This window comes from Cedecea sp. Ae19-4 (genome assembly GCF_059801165.1).
Map to the genome: position 1 here is coordinate 1 of NZ_JBCHWG010000006.1, position 20843 is coordinate 20843.

Below are 20843 nucleotides of genomic sequence, written 5' to 3' on the forward strand. Positions count from 1 at the left end.
TACTTTATTGATGACGCCACTACCGGCATTAGCAAGATGCTGGACGATCGTTACTGGAACAGGAATCTAAAAAAATACGCCGCGCGCTGGCGTGAGCACCTGCACATTGCCTTTGGTGATGTAAAGCGGGGCGCTGCACCGTATTGCAGTAAGCACCACGTTGATGAGTGGGATGCCAGACGCAAGCGCAGCCGCGCGATCATGGCCCGCCTTGAACTCGAAGACCAGGATACCAAAGAGCGTATTTCGCTTATTGAGCAGATCGATAAGAGCATATCCAACCCGGCATTGCGCCGCGTTGAACTTATGACCCGTATCGGTGGTTTTGAGAAAGTCGCCACCGAAAGCGGCTACGCGGGCCAGTTTTTTACCCTGACAGCACCATCCAAATACCACGCATATACCGTATTCGGTCATCGTAATGCCAAATGGAATGGTGCCAGCCCCAGAGCAACGCAGCGCTACCTTAACCGGGTATGGCAAAAGATCCGCGCCGAGCTGGCCCGCCGTGAAATCCCTGTTTTTGGTCTGAGGGTTGCGGAGTCTCACCACGATGGTACTCCGCACTGGCACGGTCTGCTGTTTTCTTTGCCGGAACATTCCGCCGAGCTGCTGGAAGTGATGGAAGACTATGCCACCCGCGAGGATGCGGAAGAGTTGCAGGGTAAGCACGGCAATCAGCCGCGTTTTGATATGAAGCCGATCGATCAGGAAATCGGCAGCGCCACCGGCTACGTGGTGAAGTACATCAGTAAGAATATTGACGGCTACGCGCTCGACGGTGAAACCGACGACGAGAGCGGCAGGCCGCTGAAAGAAACATCAAAACACGCTACCGCCTGGGCATCGTGCTGGGGCATCCGTCAGTTTCAGTTTTTGGGCGGTGCGCCGGTATCTGTCTGGCGTGAGCTGCGCCGGTTCCGCAATCAGGAGCAGGCTGACAAGATAAACCCGCTGTTTGCTGAGCTGCACCGCGCAGCGGATGCTGGCGACTGGCAGCAATACACCCAATTGCAGGGCGGGGCACTGGTTGCCCGCCGCGATCTGCCGTTGCGCATCTGGTACCAGCAGAAGGACGAGCCGAATGATTACGGCGAGTATCTGGATCTTATCAAAGGTCTGGTGATGCCAGCCGTTCACATCCCACCAATTGAAACCCGCCTGCATACCTATCGCATTGTGCGTAAGAAACCGGAGGTTTTAGACGACTCCGGGCAGGCCGTTGACTTTGATTTTGACCTTCGGGGCGCGTCCGCGCCCTCTAGGACTTGTGTCAATAACTGTACCGAGGTTAAAAAACATACAAACTCAGGAGGTGACAATGCTCCACCAGTTGAGCCTGAGCAGTATGAAATTGGTCAAATGACCCGTGAGCAGAAAAAACGGCTCAACGAAAGCCTCAGAAACTACAAACCGGAACGGCAAAAATCACCTGCTGATGAGTTTGAGGCGCTGGCTAATGCCATTACGGCTTCAGATTGTGATGATATCGAGCAGGCCAGGGCGGAGAGCTACCTAAAAGTTGCTCAGGAATTGCGGCAGCAGGAAAGGGATATGCCTGCTGTTACCAGGCTTGCCCCTGTGCACGCGGATCGCATTGCTGCGCTGGATGATTTCGCCAGGTCTATAGGCATAGAACTGAGCGCAGGCCACCTAACGTTATTGCTACGCGGTGAGCGTTTGCGAATTGATGGCTTTATTGTCTCTGCAACCAGTAGCGGAGAGCTGAGACGCAGAAAAGATAACGGTGCTGACCGGAAGACTGCCGATTTGTGGCAGCATATGAGGCTAAGTCATAATGTTGACAGCAGAGATATCAGGCATGATCCCGTTGGCAGCTATGCGGAAATGTTGAAAAAAGCTGATCCGGCTGCGTGGGACAGGTTGTTTGGCACCAGGAATCAGGGGCAGCGCGTATGTTTGACGAAGAACAGCGAGAGCAGGAAGTAATTGATTTCATCAGTAACAAAATTAAGCGATGCCGTAAGTGTGGTAACGAGCTGCACTACAAGGAAAAGTATTATTTTACTGATCGCATTTGCTGCATTTGCAAGGGGTTAAAACCGTTTGACGCTCCCGAAGATATTTCTTTGTCTGAAAGCTGCGAGCCAGAACCCGCGCGGCTGGCGGATGAAGGCCATGATGTAAGAACCAGTACCGAGCGTGAGTTATTTAACCGATATCCCGAATGGCAGTTGATGAATGAGAGGGCGGCAAAGAAATGGCGAGAAGAGCATCCGCCTGAAGAAAGCTGTCTCCCCTCTTCCCGATCAGCGGTAAATTCCGCAGGGCCATTATCTGTTGAGCGGATCAATGAGCTAATGGCTAAATATGACGCCAGCGAAGCCGTGGATATCAGGCAGGAAGAGCTGATATCACTGCTGTGGGAAGTGCTCTACCACCGCAAAATTAATCCAGTCTTCTGAGATGGGTTTACCTCATGTGCGCAAGACCACTGGCAAAGAATCAAATGGTAATCGGTATGGCTGGCGTAACGCGTTACGCCGGGAATAGCGATTCTGCGGGTGCGGGCGGCAAAGAGTCCGCCAGCGCCACAACGTGGCGCTCAATGGTAAATGAGTCTGGCTCAGGTGATGGCGTTGCATGTTGTACGTTTGTGTTGTACATTTAAAGCGTACATAAAAGGAGGTCATATGCGAACCTATACCACATCTCAGGCCCGGCAAAATATTGCTGAGGTAATGGAAGCGGCTACCGCTGGTGAACCTGTTGAAATAACCCGCCGCGATGGCTCTGCCGCTGTGCTTATCAGCCGGGATGATTTCAACGCGTGGCAGGAAGCAAAGCTGGATGCTGAATTTGCTGAAATTATGGGGCGGCACGGTCGTACCATTAAGGCGCTGGCAGACAGATGAAATGGATTAGCGCTCAGGAGGTGATAGCGTTTCATGACCGTCTGCTTGCAGCTTTGCCAGGCGTTCAGGGAATGCCGGAGCCGGGAAGAGCAGAGGCGATCATCTATCGTGTTCAGAACCAGCTTTACTATGAAGGTGTTGAGGATATTCACGAACTGGCTGCAATGTATCTTGTCGCTATTTCGCGTGGTCATATCTTCAATGACGGCAATAAGCGAACCGCTTTTTTCGTTGCGATGGCTTTTTTAAAGCGCAATGGCATTGATATCCGTGACGAAGGTGATGAACTGGAAGAACTGACGGTATCCGCAGCGATGGGGGCAGTAAGCAGCGAGGATATTGCTGCTGTTTTGCGCCGACTATCCGTTAATCCCCACTGACCTGAGAAGCTGCCTTTTGAGGCGGCTTTTCTTCCCTCCTGGCTTTCTTTCTCTGTCGCACAATAGTGCACAAATTTGCACAATTTTTTTGATGCTGTTTATACCCTTTCCGCCCTGTGGCGGCGCGGTCTGGCTCAGGATCGGCAAATGCACAAAAAACGAAGCAAATGTCGCGCGCAGGTGACGGGGGAACAGCCCACGCGACGGAGGGTCGGGAGGGGATGCCTTTAATTGCCATTCTCCGGCCTTTTTCGCCTTCTCCGCGCGTTTTCTTGCTTCTGGGTGCGTGCGGGGTCGATTGCAGTTTGCGCCTGCCAGAATGGCGCTCATGCGCTCTGAGTGAGGGGCGTTGAAGGTCGTGCCGAGTGGTGCTCAGGTGGTGGCCGGTCATGCGAGGATTGAAAATTACTGAAAGAGAACCGCCGCAGTATGTGCGGCGGGTGGAGCGGGTTACTCGTCTTTGAGCAGAGCGTAGGGATTAAAGCGGATCACTTCCTGACCGAGCCAGTCATTGACTCCCTTCATGGCTTCCATCACGGGCAACATTTCGTTGATAGCGAAGACGCGCGCGGCCTTCTCAACATCACCAAGCGAGCCGTTGCCTTCTGGCATTGCGCCCATCAGCTGCGGAGGGATGCGGTGAGCGTCACGCAAATCGTTGCGCGTTGCTGATTTGATGTTAAGAAACTCATCTTTTGCCGATATCTGGCTGAACGGCAACAGTTGCACGCCGTCCTTGCCGCCGCCCGGCGCGTGGATCAGCACGTTTTTGAAGGAGCCTTTTCCTCTGGCCTGTGACAGCGTCTTTTGCACCACCTTTATGCTTTCCTGATCCACCTTCTCCGAACCGACATAGAGAATACATCCGGCATGGGATCCGTTGTCGTAATAGAGTTTGCGGAACTTATCGGCGGAATGTGACAGGCTGGCGGACAGCAGCGCCCCCATGTATTCCGGCATACCGTATATTTCCTGATGAATGTCCGGGTTCATGATGTGGCAGACCTGACCAGCCTTAAAATCGTATTCATCTTTCCACTGTCGGATAAACCAGTAGGTATCAAGGTCGCTCCCCCGTCGCGTATTCAGCGCCGGAACATGCTGGAGTTTGAGCGGAGTACCCAGAAGGTTAGAGCGACGTTCAAGGTAGGCATTGCCGAAGACAAACCAGTCCAGCGCAAACGCAGAGAACGCCTGACGTGAGAGTAACGGATGAGGGATATAGCACCCGGTCAGCACATTACGTTTGAAATAAAGCGCCGACTGATGCAGCGGGGATTGTGCGAACGCGCGGGTTAACCCTCTCCAGTCTATTGGCGTCTCGTAGTACCGGCCATTATCGACGCAGCACATGCTGTCCAGTAGATCATAGCCGTCTGTTACTGAATATGGCCCGTCAAACGTAAAGGCACTGAGCGCCGGATCGCTTCTGAGCGCGTCAGAGATATCAGGCTGTCCGGCACTGCCACTGCTGGCAGTGTGTTTGTTTTTGTAGGTGCGCTTCTTCATCAGAACTCCATAGCAAACCCGCCGCTGCCACTCTCCTGGCCCAGCGGTTCGTTAATAATGGCGAGCATATTCGCCCAGGCTAAATCACCATGACTGACGCCGCGTGAGCGGTCAGTGTCATAGGTGATGAATCCGCCAGGCGTTTTTACCTTGCGAACAGAGTTGAATGCGTTGATCAGTGCGCGCTCGCTGCGGTCATATTCCCATCGCCCGGCGCGGATCAGCTGTAGCATTTTCAGCACCAGGGCGCGCTTTGACGTCATTGACATGGTGTAGGGCATCGCCATCGGGAAAAACTTCTTCACTATCTGGTAAACGGCTTCACCGTTACCGCCCGTCACGTCAATGCCGACATGCTGGACGTTGTATTTGAAGGTGAAGTTTTCGATAACTTTTGCCTGCTCTTCAAATTCAAGGCCGCGCACCTGCTCCGTTTCCACCGTGCGGAATTTACCGCCCGGCACCAGTGGCGGCACCACAACGCAAATCGCGCCGCTGTCACCGTTTCCGCTGCTGCCGTTGGCGTCATAGCCGATCCAGACCGGGCGATTACCCATCGGCCTGGACGCGAAAGGCTTCCAGTCCGGCCATTCGTCGTAACCATCTGCGCCGCAGCCAATCAGGGCGTTGAGGTTGAAGGCTGACTCGCCATCGCGAACAAATTCGCACATGTACAGGTTGCGGAACTCATCCTCGCTGTTTTCATCCTGAATTTCTTCAAGGTCGGTGTACTCCCAGCCGTGGTCTATCACATCCTTCAGGGTGACAATCTGACGCCAGGTTTTATCCGGGCATAACAGCCCGCTGTTAAGCGTTTTCCAGCCCACATCAAACGCTTTGCGCTGTGCCTTCGGGCGCTTCTCATTCCAGCGGTCGCCCGTCCAGAACGGATAAGCCTCATGGGTTTCACCAGACGGCGTGGAAAAGTAGGTACGCGTCAGCCCCTTCAGCGTTGCCATTGCCCCCGCAACCTTTCTCAGGTTGGTGAAGTTGCTGACCCAGAAAAATTCGTCGAACTTCAGGTTGCCCGTATATGACTGCGCTGTTGCAGCGGACGTGCCGAGGAAATGCAGCTCTGCGCCGTTACTCAGTACGATTTTGTCGCCGCCCTTAAGCTCAACGTCCACCTCTTCCGCCATCTTCTGAATGAATCCCCGGAACTGGTGCGCCTGACGGCGGGATGCAGACAGAAATATCTGGTTGCGCTGGTACGGGTATTTCACATCATCGCGCAGCGCATCAAGCAGCGCCTCGCGAGCAAAATACCAGGTCGCGCCGATCTGCCTCGACTTCAGGATCATACGGTTTCGGTGATGGCGTTGTTCATACCAGCCGCGTTGATGCCACGAAAGGGAATCAAGTATTTTCTCCCGCAGCGCGACGATCTGTTCTTCGGTGAAGTGGTTTTTCAGCTTGCGCTTGCGCGGCTTTTTACCAGCCCCTGCTGGTTGTCCGTCAGACAGCTTTTTCAGTTGCCGGGTCAGCAGATCAATCTCCTTGAAGTCTCCCCCGGTCTTGTCTTTCTTGTCCGTAAGCTGGATGAGGCGGGCATCCATAGACTGGCTGACGCGCTGGACGGGCGGTGTTTCATCCCATTCATCGCGTTTCTTCCACGCGTAAATTGTGTTCTGATTGATCCCCATCAGGCGCGCGATCTCCGCTGGCGGGTAGCCCTGCCAGTAAAGTTGCTTTGCCCTCTGACGTACAAAAGCGTCCTGTATCATCTGCCCTCCACCGTTTATGGAGTGAAGATTACCCCGCGCGCGATCCCGCTATCGCCCCCTTTATGGTCTGGCCTTCCTCCGACAACAAAACCTCGTTGAGACAGCAAGTTACGCTCTGCCATCATGGCCGTACAGAAACCACTCAACAGGATTATCGACATGGCTAGCGCAGCTAAACCAGCCCGTAAGAAATTCCGCGTTGCTGTCTCCGGGGCCACCGTTGACGGGCGTGAGATTCGCCCTGAGCACCTCCGTGATGCAGCAGCAAACTACAGCCCGGACGTGTACGGCGCACGCGTCAACGTGGAGCACTATCTTTCGCCTTTCCCCGGCAGTGATTTCGGCGCGATGGGGGATGTGACGGCGCTGAGTGCGGAAGATATCAGCGAAGGCCCGCTCGCCGGACGCACCGCGCTTTACGCCGAAATTGAACCTTCTGAGCGCATGAAGAAGCTGACGGAAGAAGGTAAGAAAATTTACTCCAGCATTGAGCTGCACCCGCAGTTTGCGCTTAACGGAAAGGCGTATGTCATGGGGCTGGCGATGACCGATACCCCGGCGAGCCTCGGCACCGAACGCCTGAAGTTTGCCGCGCAGCAACGTCAGCAGGTTATGTCCTTCAACAATCAGCAGGGTGAAGCCCCGCTGTTCACCGATGCCATTGAGGCTGAAATTATCGAACTGGCAGAGCAGCGCAGCGATGAAGGTAAGCAGTGGTTCGGGCGCGTCATGGGGATTATCGGCAAAGGCCGTAAATCTGACGGTGAACAGTTCAGCCAGGTGCGTGATGCCGTGGAGAACGTCGCCCAATCCCATGCCGATCTGCTGGACAGCTTCAACGACCTGAGCCGCGCCCGCGAGCAGGACAGCCAGACCATCCAGAAGCTGACCTCCGATCTTGCCGCGCTGACCAGCAAGCTGGAAAGTACTGACGCCAATTTCAGCCAGCGGGAACCCGCCAGCGGTGGCGCTAACGCGCAACTGGCTGATTACTGATATTCACAAAGAGAGCAGAGAACATGGATAACAATACCCGCCAGCTATTTGATCAGTACATCGCCCGGCAGGCACAGCTCAACGGCGTATCAACCGCCGCTGTTGCTGCAAAATTTGCCGTAGATCCTACGCGCCAGCAGCGCCTGGAGCAGGCCGCGCAGCAGGATGATTCTTTCCTGAGCAAAATTAACGTGTTTGGCGTCAACCAGCAGATCGGTCAGAAAGTCCTGATCGGCAGTAAAGGCCCGATGGCTGGCGTAAACAACAGTGTCACCAGTCGCCGCAACCCTGGCTCAAATCATTCAATGGAGCCGCTCGACTACATGTGCCGCAAGGTCAACTATGACTACGGCATCAGCTACGAACAGCTTGATGCCTGGGCGCACATGCCGGAGTTCCAGCCGCTGATCAGCAAGGCGATGGCCCGTCAGATGTCGCTCGATCGCATCATGATTGGCTTTAACGGCGTTAAGTACAGCGATCCATCTGACCGCGCCGCTAACCCGCTGTTGCAGGACTGTGGCATTGGCTGGCTGGAAAAAATTCGTAAGGAAGCCCCGCACCGCGTGATTTCTAATGTGACGATCACCTCGCGCGATGAAGATAACAAGGTTGTAACGAAGGGCACCTACGGCAACATTGGCGCTGCGGTGTACGACGCCAAAAACAGCCTGATGGATGAATGGCACAAGCGTAACCCGGATAACGTGTTGATTCTGGCGGGCGACCTGCTGACGAGCAGCAATTTCTCGGCTATCAACGCGTTAAGCCAGACCAACCCGAATACTGAAATGCTGGCCGGTCAGTTGATTGTCGCGCAGGAGCGCGTAGGCAATATGCCGACCTTTATCGCGCCTTACTTCCCGGTAAATGGCGTACTGATCACGCCGTTCAAAAACCTGTCGATCTACTACCAGCGTGGTGGTCTGCGCCGGACGATCAAGGAAGAGCCGGAGTACAACCGTGTCGCAACGTATCAGTCTTCAAACGACGATTTTGTCATTGAAGACTACGGAAATGTTGCGTTCATTGACGGCATTCAGTTCGCCCAGGCCGAACCGGCAGGCGAGTGACAGAAGCGGCGGGGGGAATCCCCCGCCATGACGGGGAGAAGTGACGATGTTAACACCGGCACAACGACATTTTCAGAAGGTCATGGCAGAACGCCGGGGCCAGGCGGATGAAGAATCCGATATCCAGCGCACCGCGCATGAACAAATTCTGCATCGCCTGCGCATGGACTTGTCCCGCCTCAGCGGCGTGCAGTCCGAAGAAACCAAAGCCGAAATGAAGAAATCCATGTTGCCTGAATATGAGGGATGGATTGAAGGCACGCTCGACGGCGACAGCGGGCGGCAGGATGAAGTCATTACCCGGCTGATGGTCTGGGCGATTGACTGCCGTGACTATGTGCTTGTGATGAAGCTGGGGCGCTATGTGGTGCGCCATGGGCTAACGCTGCCGGATAACTTCAACCGCACGGCAGCAACATTCCTGACCGAAGAAATGAGCAAACCACTGTTGACGCTCGCGGCTGCTGATGCTGACGCTGATTTATCGTCTGGCATCGCTGTGCTTGACGAAGTGGCGGAGATTGTCGCCGACAGTGATATGCCGGATGTGGTGCGCGCCAAGTTGTGCAAGGCCCGTGCGCTTGCCCGCCGTGGTGCGACTGATATCACGACCAAAGCGGAAGCGCTGGCGCTGTTCCGTGAGGCTCTGACGCGCAACCCCAACGCCGGGGTAAAAAAAGAGATCGCCACGCTTGCCCGTGAAGTTAAGAAGCTGTCTGCCGATGGCGGCACGGGTGAAAGCGACGCGGCCAGCACCGACAAAACTGACGGTACTGCAGAGACTGTTCCTGAAAAGACCACCGCCGCCAGCGCAGCAGGTAAAGCGAAGGCGCGTAAGACCACAACTAAGACGGCAACAGGCAAAGCGACAAAGCGCAAGCCTGCCAGCCCGAAAAAGAATTAACGACTTCGGCCCCGTCCGACAGGCGGCGCGGGTGGAGATCTGCCCGTTTACGGTCTTTTAACCACCCGCCCACCGCCTGATTTATGGGAGATAAGTTCATGAGCAGCCTTGTGGCAAATAAGCGCGTTTTGCCTGCCGACAGTGATACCCCCGATGTTGATGATGGTGATACCACCGTCAGCGCCGGGGACTTCTGGCCGGTGATTAAGCTTGCCGATCTTCGTCTGGCCGCGCGCATCACAGGTGGTATCACCACGTCCAGGCTGATGCACGTCACCACGGAAGCGGTAGCCCATGTCACCGCGCAGTTGCTGGGCTGGCGCGCCGATCAGGTCAAAGCAGGTTTTCACACCCTGGAAGATGTGCCTTCAGCCCTGCCGTCAGGTGAGACGGAAAAGCTGATGATCAACGGTGAAAACGTGAAGGTGTACCGCTTCCGCCGTGCGGTCTATTCGATTGCCAGGGCGCTGGTACTTGAAGGTTATCGCGACGTTGATACCACGGCGAAAGGCGACAAAGACGCCGCTGCACTTGACCTGCAACGGGATGATCTCTGGCGGGATGCTCGCTGGAGTATCGCCGACATTCGCGATACGCCGCGCCTCTATGCGGAGCTTTGCTGATGAAAGTGAAGGCGTTGCAGGGGGATACCGTGGATTTGCTTTGCTGGCGTCACTACGGCACCACGCAGGGCGTGACCGAAAAAGTGTTATCTGCCAATCCCGGACTGAGCCAACAGGTTTTTCTTGATGCCGGTCAGGAGATTGAACTGCCGGAAATCGCGAACAAAGCGCAGCGGGAAATGGTGCAGCTTTGGGATTGAGAGGTTGCCATGAGCGACGTACCTACGGGGATGCTGGAACAAACAATGAAATGGATTGCTACATATCTGCCGACGCTCTACGCGGCAGGTGCGGCGTTGAGTATATCGGCGCTGATGAGTCTGTATGACGGCCAGTCAATGCTGAAAACTGCCACCGGTTCAATGGTCTGCGGGATTGTCACGCTGGCGGTTGCCGGATCGCTTGAATATCTGGGCCTGCCATCCAATGCCGTTACCTTCGTGGGGGCATCCATTGGTTTTATGGGGGCCGACAAGGTACGCAACAAAGTGACCGGCTTTATTGAAACCCGTATCGGAGGGGCGAAAAGTGGAAATGAGTAAAAACGGGCTGGCCCTGCTTAAAAGCTTTGAGGGTTGCGAACTTACCGCCTATCAGGATGCAGTGGGTGTCTGGACTATTGGCTATGGCTGGACGCAACCCGTTAATGGTGTGCCAGTCGGTAAGGGTATGACCATCGCGCAGGCAACCGCCGACAGCCTGCTGAGCAGCGGCGTGGTGCAGTATGAAAAAGGTGTTACAGGTCTGGTGAAGGTCGCTGTTAATCAAAACCAGTTTGATGCTCTCGTTGATTTTGCCTACAACCTGGGCGTTAACGCTCTGGCGGGTTCCACGCTGCTGAAAAAACTGAATTCCGGGGATTTTGTGGGTGCAGCGGATGAGTTTCCGAAGTGGAACAAGGCGGGCGGCAGGGTTCTTAACGGTCTGGTTAAGCGCCGTGCCGCTGAGCGGTCACTGTTCCTGTCATGAGCTGGTTACTGTCCCGCTGGAAGCCTGTGCTGATCGCGGTGCTCTGTGGTCTGGCTGTCTGGTGGTTCAGCCATCAGCGTTATACAGCCGGGTATGGTGATGCCAGCGCAGAGTGGGCGCTGAGATGGAAACAGCGTGATGCTGAGGATGCTACGGCACTGGCTAAGCGGCAGGCAGAGGCCAGGGAAGAAGAACAACGCCGACAGGGTGAAGTTGATGAGATCAGAAAACAAGCCAGCCAGCAGCTTGCTGGCGTCAAGGCTGATGCCGATCGTGCCCGTGCTGCTTCTCGTGGGCTGCACGACAGGGCCGATAAACTCGCCGGGCAACTGGCAGAACGTGAACGCGCCTGCGGTGCCGGTACTCCCGGCAGAAGCGAGGCAGAAGCCAGCGGAGCCGTATTGCTCGCCGACCTGTTCCGCCGCGCTGATGAACGAGCGGGAGAGCTGGCAAGAGAGGCTGATGAGGCAAGAGCCAGAGGGCTGGCCTGTGAAGCCGCATACGGTTCAATAGCGACTCCGCCTAAGAGGTAGCGCCATGTTAAAAGCTGATTCACTACGCGAGACCCTGACCAGCGCTAACAAATGGTGCAGGGCCAACCCTGAAGCCTTCACCGTTTTTGTGGAAGAAGGGAATATCGAGACGACCGGCGAAACACCGTCATTTATGTACCGCTATACCCTGGTGCTGTTTGTGATGAATTTTGCCGGTGATATTGATGATTTCACGTTGCCGTTAATGGCATGGCTCTGGCACAACCAGCCCGATCTGCTGCTGAACCCGGAGAAGAATCGGGACATTAAATTTACGACCCTTATCAACAACGACGACACCGCCGACATTCTGTTTGAAATGCCGCTGCGCGAGCGCGTGAAGGTCACTCTGGATGAAAAAGGAATTCCCCGCGCAGAGCATTTGCCGGAACCTAAACCGCGCATCCCGTCAGCGGACGGCGACTGGAGCGCTATCTTTGAGGATGTGACGTGGGAGGCTGACGCGCATGAGTAACGATCTCTTCCGTGAGCTGGATCAGGTCTTCAGCGACATACTCGCGGGCACCTCGCAGGCCGGACGTATTCGCACCGCCCGCGCTGTTGGTCAGGCACTGCGAAAGAGCCAGCAACAGCGCATTAAAGCCCAGCAAAACCTAGAAGGCTCGCCCTATCCTGCCCGCCGTCGCCGGGCGCTGCGCTCTCAGCAGGGTATTGTTTTTGTCTGGCAGGGTGAGATCCGTCGCCTCAAAAACTGGCACGGTGGCCGGGGGAAATACGGACGCACCATTACCGGCTTTGACGAAGAGCGAAACGATATTCGCACGTTTTACCGCAGCGATATTGAACGCTACATCGAGATCAATACACGTTCAGTGCGCCGCAGCACTGCGAAGAAAGTGCCGATGTTTCAGCGGTTGCGCAGCTATCGCTTTCTCAAAATGCGCGCTGATGCAGGCGGCACATCCGTGGGTTATGACGGCGTGGCGGCACGCATTGCGCGCGTGCACCAGTACGGCCAGCGCGATCAGGTTGGGCCGGGTGCTTTTGCTAAATATCCGGTGCGTGAGCTGCTGGGCTTTACCGCTGGCGATGAGCAGATGATTACGGAACAGGTGGTTAACAGCCTTGGGAGTGCCGCACGATGAATGCTGAACTGATCCGCCTGCTGGAAAATATCCTGCGCGTGGGCGTCGTTATTGCCGTTGATGAAGAGACATGGCGCGTGCGCGTGCAAAGCGGCGAACTTCAGACCGACTGGCTGCGCTGGAATACCACGCGCGCCGGTGCATTCAGTATCTGGGTGCCGCCTTCAGTCGGTGAACAGGTCTGGCTGGGCTGTATCGGTGGCAACCCTGAAACAGCGGTCATTATTGGTAGTCTCTACAGCAGCGATCACCCTGCGCCGGGCAGCAGTCTGAAAGAGATTGTGCTGACAGCGCCAGACGGTGCCTCTTTCCGCTATGACGCGGAGGCCAGCGCGCTGGAAGCGCAGGGCATGAAAACCGCACATATCAAAGCCTCTGCCAGCGTCACGCTTGAAACGCCGGTGGTGGAATGCACCGACCATCTGAAAGCGCGGACGTTCGAACTGACGGAAGGCGGCACGATGAAGGGCAATGTTACCCATTCTGGCGGATCGCTTTCATCTAACGGGGTGGCGGTTCATTCGCACGTACATGGCGGTGTGCAGGGCGGTAGCAGCAACACCGGGGGGCCGAAATGACAGTCCGCTATATCGGCATGAACCCGGACGGTACGGGCCAGCTAACAGACACCGATCAGTTGTGGAATTCAGTGCGCGACATACTGACCACGCCACTGGCAAGCCGGGTGATGCGGCGGGATTACGGCAGCATGATCCCCGATTTGCTGGATGAACCACAGAACGAAGTGACGCGCCTGCAATGTATGAGTGCGGCGGTGATTGCCCTGACGATGTGGGAACCGCGTATTGCCCTGAACGGCATCAATATCAGTTTTTCAAAGAGCGGCGCTGTTACCGCTGAACTGGTCGGCATTATCACCGAAACCATGCAGACGGCAGGCACTGCGCTGACGATCAGGAGTGGCAGCAATGGCAACAGTTGATTTATCGCAGCTACCGCAGCCGCAAATTATCGAAGTACTGGACTTTGAAGTCATTCTCAGCGAGGTCAAAGCCGTCATGCTTGCGGCCTTCCCGCAGGAACAGCAGGCATCCGTTGCCGCAGCGCTGGAGCTGGAATCAGAGCCGCTGAACGTGATCGCCCAGGTGGTTGCCTACCGTGAAATGATGCTCAGGCAGCGGATTAATGACGGTGCGGCAGCGTGCATGTTGAGCCATGCCGTATCGTCCAATCTTGATAATCTCGCGGGCAACCTGAACACCGAACGTCTGATCATCACCCCGGAGACGGCAACCACTGACGCGGTAACGGAAAGCGATACTGCATTGCGTTTACGTGCGCAGGCTGCGTTTGAAGGGCTTAGCGTGGCGGGGCCAACCGGCGCATATGAATATTTTGCCAAAAGTGCCAGCGGCAAAGTGGCGGATGCCAAAGCGATCAGCCCGTCGCCTGCCGTGGTGGTGGTCTCTGTGCTGTCCACCGAAGGCGATGGCACCGCCAGTGCGGAACTGCTGGCGACGGTGGATAAGGCGCTGTCTGCTGACGACAAGCGCCCCGTTGCCGATCGTCTGACCGTTCAGGCGGCAGAGATCGTGAACTATCAGATCAATGCACTGCTGTATTTCTACCCCGGCCCGGAGTCCGAACCGATCCATACCGCCGCGCAGGATGCGCTTCAGTCCTGGCTTAATCAACAGGGCAAGATTGGTCGTGACGTTGCCCGCTCTGCCATTATGGCGGCGCTGCATGTTCAGGGCGTGCAGAGGGTGGAGCTGCTGGAGCCTGCCAGCGATATTGTGATCGCTGATACGCAGGCCGCTCGGTGTGAATCCTTCACGATCGAGACCGGGGGCACCGATGAATAACAACATGTTGCCGCCTTCGGCCAGCGGCTTTATGCGCAATACCGAGAAGGTGACGGAGCGGTTAACCGATATTCCTGTTGATCTGCGTAAGTTGTGGAACCCGGACGAATGCCCCGCTGATCTCCTGCCTTATCTCGCCTGGGCGTTATCAGTTGACCGCTGGGATAAGAACTGGTCAGAACAGACCAAACGGCAGGTAATTAAAGCTTCCTGGCTGGTTCACCGCCAGAAAGGCACTATTTCCGCTTTACGCCGCGTCGTCGAACCTTTCGGCTTTCTGCTGCGCGTGATCGAATGGTGGCAGAGCGGCGAAGAGCCGGGAACTTTCAAGCTTGAAATCGGCATTCAGGAGCAGGGGATTACGGAGGAAACCTATCTTGAGCTTGAGCGCCTTATTGATGATGCAAAGCCGAGAAGCCGCCACCTTACTGGCCTGTCTCTTTCGCTTCAGTCGCAGGGCTATATCGAAGCCGGGGCGGGATGTTATATCGGCGATACGCTGACCGTTTATCCCTATTTTCCTGAAACCATATCCGTGGGCGGTGGCGATTACACCGGCGCGGCAGTCCATTTAATTGATACCGTGGAGATCGCAAGTGGCGACTAAATATTTTGCCCTGTTAACCAATATCGGGGCGGCAAAACTGGCAAACGCCACGGCATTGGGTGCGCAGGTTGAGATCACCCAGATGGCCGTAGGCGATGGCAATGGCGTGCTGCCGACACCGAACCCGGCACAGACTGCGCTGACGCATGAGCTGCGCCGTGCACAGCTGAACATGCTGACTATTGACCCGGTAAACACTAACCAGATTATTGCTGAACAGGTTATACCGGAAGACGTGGGCGGGTGGTGGATCCGTGAAATCGGCCTGTTTGATAAAGACGGCGATATGATTGCGGTTGCCAACTGTGCGGAAACCTATAAGCCGCAGTTGCAGGAAGGCAGCGGACGTGTACAGGTTATTCGCGTGATCCTGATTGTCAGCAGTACCGAAGCAGTAACATTAAAAATAGATCCGTCTGTGGTGCTGGCAACCCGTAAATATGTTGATGATGCTGTCATTGAAGTAAAGGCATATGTTGATCAGCAACTGGCTGCGCATGTTGCAACGGCTGATCCACATACGCAATATTTGCTTGAGTCGGATTTTGATAAATTCTTCCCGGTTGGTTTTCCGCTTCCGTGGCCGCAGGCAACGCCTCCAGGTGGCTGGCTTAAATGCAATGGTGCAACGTTCGATAAGGTCAAATATCCGAAGCTGGCGACGGCTTACCCTTCTGGCGTATTGCCAGATTTGCGCGGTGAGTTTTTGCGAGGTTGGGATGATGGTCGCGGCATTGATGCAGGTCGAACTCTTTTGTCTGCTCAGGCGGGGATGATAGAACGCCATGAACATAAAGTGCATCGTCGTCAGGATGATGCGTTTGTTAATCAGTCGCCTAACGCCGACAGCCCCGGCGCTGATTATTTGTCTATCGTTCATTCGAGGACTGTAATGCCAGGCGGTGATGTCGATACGCTATACGCAACCCCTACCGGGGGAAGCGAAACAAGGCCCCGCAATATTACATTTAACTACATCGTGAGGGCGGCATAATGACGAAAGCAAAATTAAACGGCAAACTTATTGCCACGGTGGCAGGTGATATCACTGTATTCAATTATGATGGCGATACCCGTGAGTATCTTTCTTCATCGGTTGAATATTTACCCATTGGTGTCGGCATCCCAGCCAATTCATGCACTGACGAGCCAGGCAAGGCTAAAGAAGGTTCGGCCATTTGCCGTACAGCCGATTTTACCACCTGGCAGTATGTCGCTGATCACCGTGGTGAAACGGTGTACAGCACTGAAACAGGTGAAGCGGTTGTCATTACTGTGCCTGGTGATTACCCGGAGCGCACAACCACGCAGGCCCCATCCACCTCTTACGATACGTGGAATGGTAGCGAGTGGGTGACCAATACGGAAGCGCAGCACGCGGCGAACGTGGAAGCGGCAGAAGGGCAAAAAACGAGGTTATTGGCTGAGGCGCAGTCAACGATCAATCTGTGGCAGACCGAACTACAGTTAGGCTTCATCAGTGATGAAGACAAAGCCAGCCTGATCGCCTGGATGAAATACATCAAGGAATTGCAGGCGGTGGACACATCGAAAGCGCCAGATATCACCTGGCCGGATAAGTCGGAATAGGTTTGCATTCCGGCCCGCATGGCCGGTTTTAACCGTGCTGACCATACGTATCGAGTGCGGTCATTTTTAACGGTGCTGCAGCATGGTCAGTTATGGCCGTGTCGTCAGGAAGAGAAGCGGGCAAATGCCCGCTTTAATTTTATGTGAATGCCGTCAGAACAGTCCAGACAGCGTATTACTGGCAGAGTTGTAGGCGGACGTGGCTTTATCCTTCAGCCCTGAAAGCAGGTCGCCAACCGATGACGCTTGCAGGCGTTCGCGTAAATCTTCATCACAACGCTGAAAGCTGATCGAAAACTCTATTTTTTTCGCCTTTCCGTAGCGGTCAAATTCCGTATGCGTGGCCTGTAGCCCGGTCAGCACATACATACCGTAAATCTGCCCCGCGCCGCTGATTAAAGGCCACGGACGCCCGGTATATGCCTGCGTTGCCAGAACGGTAAGAGACACATCGCCGCCCGTAATTTCAGGGTAAAGCACCCCGTCAAGGTTGATCTGCGTCTCCCCCGCGCCGATGTACTGCCATTTTGCCGATCGGTTGATGCGGTCATTTTTCACATGCCGCCAGTTGAGCGAATGGCGCAGCTGCTGGTAAGGTAGCGTTTTCAGTTCAAAAACGAACATCCCGTATATCATCATCATAATGTTGCTTCCCCTTAATCTCTGTCTTTGAAGCTGCTACGGTTGAGCCGTTCACGGCGGGCCAGTTCAGCACTTACTTGATCGGCGACAATCCAGCCAATTTCGCGCGCGTCCTGCCGGTCAACGCCGTGCAGGTGTACGTGGATTTCCCCCGTAAAGCCGCCAGCGGCAACCGGTATATTGCTGGCGCTGCGGCTGACTGGCGGAAGTTCAGCCTGTTTAACGGGAAGTGATGCCGCGACCACTGCGGGGCGCGCGCTTAATCCGTTGTTCCTGACTGTGCTGGCTAGCTGCGATTCCTTCCATTCCCCACGAACAGCCAGCGCACGCGGCAGGTTTTTAAACACGATATCGCCGGGGCCGATCTTCTTCGTGTTATCAGCAGTCGCTTTAGTGTTGCTGTCGATGCTCTGCAACCGGCGCATAGTACCGTTATCGCCGGTCAGCGGTGATGTGGGTTGCGGTGATCCGGGTAGGGGTGTATTCCCGTTATTGTTTTTGCTTGTTGAGACTGGCGACCAGTTCCAACCCTTTTGCACCATTTTTTTCTGTTGCGGATCCCACTCCCACATAACAGGGTCTTTTTTGAGACTTTCAGCTTTCAGGCGAGCGGCTTCCAGACCAGAAGGGATAAGGTCGAGCTTTTCCAGAACCCAGCCAATGCCCTCCATGAGGGTTGTTAAAGGCAATAGCAGGCTTTGCAGGGCGAAACCAAGCACTTTGCCAAACGTTTCACCAGCCGTAGCGCACTTATCAAGAGATTCACGGCTGCTTTCAACCGGCGCAAACAGTTTTACGAACCAATCCCAGACCTCACGGATAGCGCCACCTATCGCGGAAAAGACAAGGGTTAGCGTAAAGAACGCATCACGGAACGGGGATAGTTGCTGCATTACCCCGCTAAACATACCGATGAAAAATGCCTTTATTGGTTCCCAGAATTTCCAGATTAGCAATCCGGCAGCAATAAACGCCGCCACAATCAGCCCAATCGGGCTAAACAACAGAGACAGCGCAGTACCCAGCAAAGAGAAAGAGGTTGTGATAATGCTCCATATTGCCGTAAAACCTGTCAGGCGAAGGGCAAGCATTCCTATGTTTTTAAAAAGTGTTCCTAACGCTGCCCCTGGTGCAAGAAATGCCCCCATAAGACCGGCCCGAATACCGGGTGTGATGATCGATATGCCGCGCAGCTTGCTGAGCAATGATGTGAGAATTGGCCCCCACCCGCGCACGCTAGCCATTGCAGGGCCTGAAGCTGTCCCGAGCGTTCGGAGTGCAGACATTGCCCCGGTTGCGCCCCCGGTCAGCAGGGTAAAACCTAACTGAAGTTTAGCCAGTGGCCCCATCAGCAGACCGATCGCCAGCGATGAGCCACCAATGGCGGCGGTCAGGGCAAGAACGCTACCACCGACAACCAGCAGGGATTGGGCGAGCTTCGGATTCTCCTTCGCCCACTCCGTCATATTCCCCACAACATCACTCAGCCCCTGGGTCAGGGCGCGAAGCTGATTGTCGACGAGATCGTTAATCTGGATGCGGAAGCCTTCCCAGGCACTGTCCAGATTTTTGATATCGCCATCAAGGTTATTCGCCATTATTTTGGCGGCTTTCTGTGCTTCGCCTTTGGCGTTTTTCAGTGCTTCCAGCAGCTTCTGAAGTTCGCCGCTCCCGGCTGACATTACCAGTGCCTGCAAGGACTTTGACGCCTCTTCACCAGCGATATCTTTAAAGAAAGAGAGCTTGTCGGTATCGCCGTACTTGCTGATCTTTTTATAGAGTTCAGTGAGAACCTCTTCAGCAGGGCGCATTTTCCCCGTGGCATCAGCAACGTCTACGCCCAGCTCCTTGAGCGCGGTTTTTGCCCTGCCGGTTGGCGCGGCAAGGCGTGAAAACGCGGCCTGTAACCCTGTCCCGGCGATACTCCCGCGCAGACCCACGTTCGCCATTACGCCGATCATGGCCGTGGTCTGTTCAACACTGACGCCAAGATTGGAAAGACCTGTCCCGGCGTACTTCATTGCTTCGCCGATATTTTGCAGGTCGGTGTTGGTGCGGGTGAACGCGCCAGTTAATACGTCGCTGACGCGATCCATTTCTTTGGGATCGAGGCGGAACTGCGACAGGATATTTGAGCTGATATCGGCGCTTTCGCCTAAATCCATGCCACCGGCCAGCGCCATATTGAGTACGCCAGGCAGTGCGGCCTGAATAGCCTGCGGAGTGAAGCCGGCCATAGCGAGAAACGCCTGACCGCTGGCAGCGTCAGTCGTGGTGAACTGCGTTTCAGCGCCCAGCTTTTTGGCCTGCTCACGGAGTGCGGAAAAGTCAACGGAGCTTTTATCTATGCGGGTCAGCGCCTGCACGCGGGACATTTCACGGTCAAACCCAACGGCGGGGGATAAGAAGCGTCCCGCTGCGTAACCGGCAGCAGTGGCCCCGGCAACGGCCATCGTGCCACCGCCGCGAAGTTTGCCCGCTGTTTGCTGCATCTGGTCGTAGCGTGCCCGTGCCTGTGTGACAGCGGCAAGCTGTCGCCGTTCCCGCTCCAGCGTCTGGTTGTACTGTTCGGTGCGGCGTATGGCGCTCTGAATGGTGCGATCGCTACCGACCAGCGAAACGCCGTGGCTGCGCAGCGCCTGTGAGGCAGCGCGCAGCTTAACCATTTCCTGCGTGCGTGCGGAGTTAAGGCGCTCCAGCTTTGCGGCCAGCGCTGCCATATGTGCTTTTTGTTTGTCTGTAAGCTGTGTGCCTTCCCGCTGCGCCTGATTCAGGCCTTCAAGCGTCCGGCTGGCGTCGTCAATTTTGCGGGAGGTCTTTTGCACACTGTCGCGCAGACGGTTGAATGTGCGGGACTGACTGTCCAGATCTTTAATGCTGGACTGCGTTTTTTTGAGGGATTCAGACAAACCGCCCGCACTCTGGCGGGCGGCATTGACCGGGCGGGTAAGTTTATCGATCGCGCTGAACGCGACGCGGATATTAAGGCTTTTCACTGTCACTGGCTCCACTTCGGACAGCCGCCCGCTCACGCCAGGCTATGACTTCGCCCAGTTCCATCGTGAAGACTTCAGAGGGCGGCCAGTTGAAAACAACCGCGATATCAGCAACCAGATCGTCGATCAGGTCGAACCGCAGGAGTGTTACTGATTCTCCGTCTCCGCCTCGTTCGATGCTCCAGACCCCGCAGGCGTCAAAAAAGGGACGAGCGCTTCTGACAGGCTGACGAAATCGCGGGTATCCATTTCGTTAATTTCGGTTTGCTTGAGGCGCGGTGACGTTACACGGGTCAGCAGCACCGCCACCGAATCCACATCCATATTCATCACGTTGACCAGCTTCAGACCGCGCAGGGAGCCAGCCTGTTTGATTTCATCCGTGATCGCTACCTGAGTAATTTTTTCATCGCCGCGAACAACGGGTTTTGCCAGCGTAATGGCGTTATCAGTTTTCTTGCTCATTGTTGAATGCTCCGGGCGGCACGG

At 55.3% G+C, this 20843-nt stretch carries 27 protein-coding genes; 21 read left to right on the forward strand and 6 right to left on the reverse strand.

Going from position 1 to position 20843, the window contains the following annotated elements:
• From AAIE02_RS23030 to AAIE02_RS23050, 5 genes are all read left to right on the forward strand, one after another.
• On the forward strand, positions 1-1950 hold a 1950-nt coding region (locus AAIE02_RS23030; RefSeq protein ID WP_498533350.1), incomplete at its 5' end, for a replication endonuclease.
• Positions 1917-2426 (forward strand): hypothetical protein, encoded by a 510-nt coding sequence (locus AAIE02_RS23035; RefSeq protein ID WP_498533351.1) that lies wholly within the window; start codon positions 1917-1919, stop codon positions 2424-2426. The genes AAIE02_RS23030 and AAIE02_RS23035, both read left to right, overlap by 34 nt.
• A 56-nt stretch (positions 2427-2482) precedes the next feature.
• Positions 2483-2632: a hypothetical protein gene (locus AAIE02_RS23040; protein WP_498533352.1), complete on the forward strand. Its 150-nt coding sequence runs from the start codon at positions 2483-2485 to the stop codon at positions 2630-2632.
• A gap of 22 nt (positions 2633-2654) precedes the next feature.
• Positions 2655-2876 (forward strand): type II toxin-antitoxin system Phd/YefM family antitoxin, encoded by a 222-nt coding sequence (locus AAIE02_RS23045; protein ID WP_006117881.1) that lies wholly within the window; start codon positions 2655-2657, stop codon positions 2874-2876.
• On the forward strand, positions 2873-3256 hold the full coding sequence (locus AAIE02_RS23050; RefSeq protein WP_498533353.1) for a type II toxin-antitoxin system death-on-curing family toxin: 384 nt from the start codon (positions 2873-2875) through the stop codon (positions 3254-3256). Before AAIE02_RS23045 ends, AAIE02_RS23050 begins: the two co-directional genes overlap by 4 nt.
• Positions 3257-3706: 450 nt before the next feature.
• Here the strand turns inward: AAIE02_RS23050 and AAIE02_RS23055 are convergent, their stop codons facing one another.
• Both AAIE02_RS23055 and AAIE02_RS23060 read right to left on the reverse strand, forming a co-directional pair.
• A complete protein-coding gene (locus AAIE02_RS23055; protein ID WP_498533354.1) occupies positions 3707-4765 on the reverse strand; it encodes a phage portal protein in 1059 nt (352 codons plus the stop codon).
• Positions 4765-6489, reverse strand: a complete 1725-nt coding sequence (locus AAIE02_RS23060) for a terminase large subunit domain-containing protein (protein WP_498533355.1) — start codon at positions 6487-6489, stop codon at positions 4765-4767. The genes AAIE02_RS23055 and AAIE02_RS23060 overlap by 1 nt, the downstream gene beginning before the upstream one ends.
• Before the next feature lie 159 nt (positions 6490-6648).
• Here AAIE02_RS23060 and AAIE02_RS23065 point away from each other — a divergent pair, with 159 nt between their 5' ends.
• From AAIE02_RS23065 to AAIE02_RS23140, 16 genes are all read left to right on the forward strand, one after another.
• Positions 6649-7485: a GPO family capsid scaffolding protein gene (locus AAIE02_RS23065; protein WP_498533356.1), complete on the forward strand. Its 837-nt coding sequence runs from the start codon at positions 6649-6651 to the stop codon at positions 7483-7485.
• A gap of 23 nt (positions 7486-7508) precedes the next feature.
• Positions 7509-8558: a phage major capsid protein, P2 family gene (locus tag AAIE02_RS23070; RefSeq protein ID WP_498533357.1), complete on the forward strand. Its 1050-nt coding sequence runs from the start codon at positions 7509-7511 to the stop codon at positions 8556-8558.
• Between the two features lie 46 nt (positions 8559-8604).
• Positions 8605-9462, forward strand: a complete 858-nt coding sequence (gene gpM, locus AAIE02_RS23075; RefSeq protein WP_498533358.1) for a phage terminase small subunit — start codon at positions 8605-8607, stop codon at positions 9460-9462.
• Positions 9463-9560: 98 nt separating this feature from the next.
• Positions 9561-10085 (forward strand): head completion/stabilization protein, encoded by a 525-nt coding sequence (locus AAIE02_RS23080; RefSeq protein WP_498533359.1) that lies wholly within the window; start codon positions 9561-9563, stop codon positions 10083-10085.
• Positions 10085-10285, forward strand: coding sequence for a tail protein X (locus AAIE02_RS23085; RefSeq protein ID WP_047749512.1), 201 nt, complete (start codon positions 10085-10087; stop codon positions 10283-10285). The genes AAIE02_RS23080 and AAIE02_RS23085 overlap by 1 nt, the downstream gene beginning before the upstream one ends.
• A gap of 9 nt (positions 10286-10294) precedes the next feature.
• Complete coding sequence (locus AAIE02_RS23090) at positions 10295-10627, forward strand: phage holin, lambda family (protein ID WP_498533360.1); 333 nt, start codon at positions 10295-10297, stop codon at positions 10625-10627.
• On the forward strand, positions 10614-11054 hold the full coding sequence (locus tag AAIE02_RS23095) for a lysozyme (protein ID WP_328753679.1): 441 nt from the start codon (positions 10614-10616) through the stop codon (positions 11052-11054). Before AAIE02_RS23090 ends, AAIE02_RS23095 begins: the two co-directional genes overlap by 14 nt.
• Entirely contained in the window at positions 11051-11587 is a 537-nt protein-coding gene (locus AAIE02_RS23100) for a DUF2514 family protein (protein ID WP_498533361.1), read from the forward strand. The genes AAIE02_RS23095 and AAIE02_RS23100 overlap by 4 nt, the downstream gene beginning before the upstream one ends.
• A 4-nt stretch (positions 11588-11591) precedes the next feature.
• Positions 11592-12062 (forward strand): phage tail protein, encoded by a 471-nt coding sequence (locus AAIE02_RS23105; protein ID WP_498533362.1) that lies wholly within the window; start codon positions 11592-11594, stop codon positions 12060-12062.
• Entirely contained in the window at positions 12055-12693 is a 639-nt protein-coding gene (locus tag AAIE02_RS23110; RefSeq protein WP_498533363.1) for a phage virion morphogenesis protein, read from the forward strand. The genes AAIE02_RS23105 and AAIE02_RS23110 overlap by 8 nt, the downstream gene beginning before the upstream one ends.
• Positions 12690-13271, forward strand: coding sequence for a phage baseplate assembly protein V (locus AAIE02_RS23115; protein WP_498533364.1), 582 nt, complete (start codon positions 12690-12692; stop codon positions 13269-13271). The genes AAIE02_RS23110 and AAIE02_RS23115 overlap by 4 nt, the downstream gene beginning before the upstream one ends.
• The gene (locus AAIE02_RS23120) at positions 13268-13636 is read left to right on the forward strand and encodes a GPW/gp25 family protein (RefSeq protein ID WP_498533365.1); all 369 of its coding nucleotides are present in this window, start codon (positions 13268-13270) and stop codon (positions 13634-13636) included. The genes AAIE02_RS23115 and AAIE02_RS23120 overlap by 4 nt, the downstream gene beginning before the upstream one ends.
• Positions 13623-14519 (forward strand): baseplate assembly protein, encoded by an 897-nt coding sequence (locus AAIE02_RS23125; RefSeq protein ID WP_498533366.1) that lies wholly within the window; start codon positions 13623-13625, stop codon positions 14517-14519. Before AAIE02_RS23120 ends, AAIE02_RS23125 begins: the two co-directional genes overlap by 14 nt.
• Positions 14512-15126, forward strand: a complete 615-nt coding sequence (locus AAIE02_RS23130; protein WP_498533367.1) for a phage tail protein I — start codon at positions 14512-14514, stop codon at positions 15124-15126. The genes AAIE02_RS23125 and AAIE02_RS23130 overlap by 8 nt, the downstream gene beginning before the upstream one ends.
• On the forward strand, positions 15116-16120 hold the full coding sequence (locus AAIE02_RS23135) for a phage tail-collar fiber domain-containing protein (RefSeq protein WP_498533368.1): 1005 nt from the start codon (positions 15116-15118) through the stop codon (positions 16118-16120). The genes AAIE02_RS23130 and AAIE02_RS23135 overlap by 11 nt, the downstream gene beginning before the upstream one ends.
• Positions 16120-16716, forward strand: coding sequence for a tail fiber assembly protein (locus AAIE02_RS23140; RefSeq protein WP_498533369.1), 597 nt, complete (start codon positions 16120-16122; stop codon positions 16714-16716). The genes AAIE02_RS23135 and AAIE02_RS23140 overlap by 1 nt, the downstream gene beginning before the upstream one ends.
• A gap of 153 nt (positions 16717-16869) precedes the next feature.
• Here the strand turns inward: AAIE02_RS23140 and AAIE02_RS23145 are convergent, their stop codons facing one another.
• Genes AAIE02_RS23145 through AAIE02_RS23160 form a run of 4 tightly spaced genes read right to left on the reverse strand, consistent with a single transcriptional unit; the run spans position 16870 to position 20819 of the window.
• Entirely contained in the window at positions 16870-17358 is a 489-nt protein-coding gene (locus AAIE02_RS23145; RefSeq protein ID WP_006117901.1) for a phage tail protein, read from the reverse strand.
• Positions 17359-17372: 14 nt separating this feature from the next.
• Positions 17373-20354, reverse strand: a complete 2982-nt coding sequence (locus AAIE02_RS23150; RefSeq protein ID WP_498533370.1) for a phage tail tape measure protein — start codon at positions 20352-20354, stop codon at positions 17373-17375.
• Complete coding sequence (locus AAIE02_RS23155) at positions 20341-20496, reverse strand: GpE family phage tail protein (protein WP_032424037.1); 156 nt, start codon at positions 20494-20496, stop codon at positions 20341-20343. Before AAIE02_RS23155 ends, AAIE02_RS23150 begins: the two co-directional genes overlap by 14 nt.
• Positions 20497-20501: 5 nt before the next feature.
• Positions 20502-20819, reverse strand: a complete 318-nt coding sequence (locus AAIE02_RS23160; RefSeq protein ID WP_006117903.1) for a phage tail assembly protein — start codon at positions 20817-20819, stop codon at positions 20502-20504.
• Between the last annotated feature and the right edge of the window lie 24 nt (positions 20820-20843).

Excerpts from the sequence above, each read along its gene's own strand:
- AAIE02_RS23035 (WP_498533351.1), top strand. The coding sequence starts at position 1,917 with ATGTTTGACGAAGAACAGCGAGAGCAGGAAGTAATTGATTTCATCAGT.
- AAIE02_RS23040 (WP_498533352.1), top strand. The coding sequence starts at position 2,483 with ATGGCTGGCGTAACGCGTTACGCCGGGAATAGCGATTCTGCGGGTGCG.
- AAIE02_RS23045 (WP_006117881.1), top strand. The coding sequence starts at position 2,655 with ATGCGAACCTATACCACATCTCAGGCCCGGCAAAATATTGCTGAGGTA.
- AAIE02_RS23050 (WP_498533353.1), top strand. The coding sequence starts at position 2,873 with ATGAAATGGATTAGCGCTCAGGAGGTGATAGCGTTTCATGACCGTCTG.
- AAIE02_RS23055 (WP_498533354.1), bottom strand. The coding sequence starts at position 4,765 with ATGAAGAAGCGCACCTACAAAAACAAACACACTGCCAGCAGTGGCAGT.
- AAIE02_RS23060 (WP_498533355.1), bottom strand. The coding sequence starts at position 6,489 with ATGATACAGGACGCTTTTGTACGTCAGAGGGCAAAGCAACTTTACTGG.
- AAIE02_RS23065 (WP_498533356.1), top strand. The coding sequence starts at position 6,649 with ATGGCTAGCGCAGCTAAACCAGCCCGTAAGAAATTCCGCGTTGCTGTC.
- AAIE02_RS23070 (WP_498533357.1), top strand. The coding sequence starts at position 7,509 with ATGGATAACAATACCCGCCAGCTATTTGATCAGTACATCGCCCGGCAG.
- gpM (WP_498533358.1), top strand. The coding sequence starts at position 8,605 with ATGTTAACACCGGCACAACGACATTTTCAGAAGGTCATGGCAGAACGC.
- AAIE02_RS23080 (WP_498533359.1), top strand. The coding sequence starts at position 9,561 with ATGAGCAGCCTTGTGGCAAATAAGCGCGTTTTGCCTGCCGACAGTGAT.
- AAIE02_RS23085 (WP_047749512.1), top strand. The coding sequence starts at position 10,085 with ATGAAAGTGAAGGCGTTGCAGGGGGATACCGTGGATTTGCTTTGCTGG.
- AAIE02_RS23090 (WP_498533360.1), top strand. The coding sequence starts at position 10,295 with ATGAGCGACGTACCTACGGGGATGCTGGAACAAACAATGAAATGGATT.
- AAIE02_RS23100 (WP_498533361.1), top strand. The coding sequence starts at position 11,051 with ATGAGCTGGTTACTGTCCCGCTGGAAGCCTGTGCTGATCGCGGTGCTC.
- AAIE02_RS23105 (WP_498533362.1), top strand. The coding sequence starts at position 11,592 with ATGTTAAAAGCTGATTCACTACGCGAGACCCTGACCAGCGCTAACAAA.
- AAIE02_RS23110 (WP_498533363.1), top strand. The coding sequence starts at position 12,055 with ATGAGTAACGATCTCTTCCGTGAGCTGGATCAGGTCTTCAGCGACATA.
- AAIE02_RS23115 (WP_498533364.1), top strand. The coding sequence starts at position 12,690 with ATGAATGCTGAACTGATCCGCCTGCTGGAAAATATCCTGCGCGTGGGC.
- AAIE02_RS23120 (WP_498533365.1), top strand. The coding sequence starts at position 13,268 with ATGACAGTCCGCTATATCGGCATGAACCCGGACGGTACGGGCCAGCTA.
- AAIE02_RS23125 (WP_498533366.1), top strand. The coding sequence starts at position 13,623 with ATGGCAACAGTTGATTTATCGCAGCTACCGCAGCCGCAAATTATCGAA.
- AAIE02_RS23130 (WP_498533367.1), top strand. The coding sequence starts at position 14,512 with ATGAATAACAACATGTTGCCGCCTTCGGCCAGCGGCTTTATGCGCAAT.
- AAIE02_RS23140 (WP_498533369.1), top strand. The coding sequence starts at position 16,120 with ATGACGAAAGCAAAATTAAACGGCAAACTTATTGCCACGGTGGCAGGT.
- AAIE02_RS23145 (WP_006117901.1), bottom strand. The coding sequence starts at position 17,358 with ATGATGATGATATACGGGATGTTCGTTTTTGAACTGAAAACGCTACCT.
- AAIE02_RS23160 (WP_006117903.1), bottom strand. The coding sequence starts at position 20,819 with ATGAGCAAGAAAACTGATAACGCCATTACGCTGGCAAAACCCGTTGTT.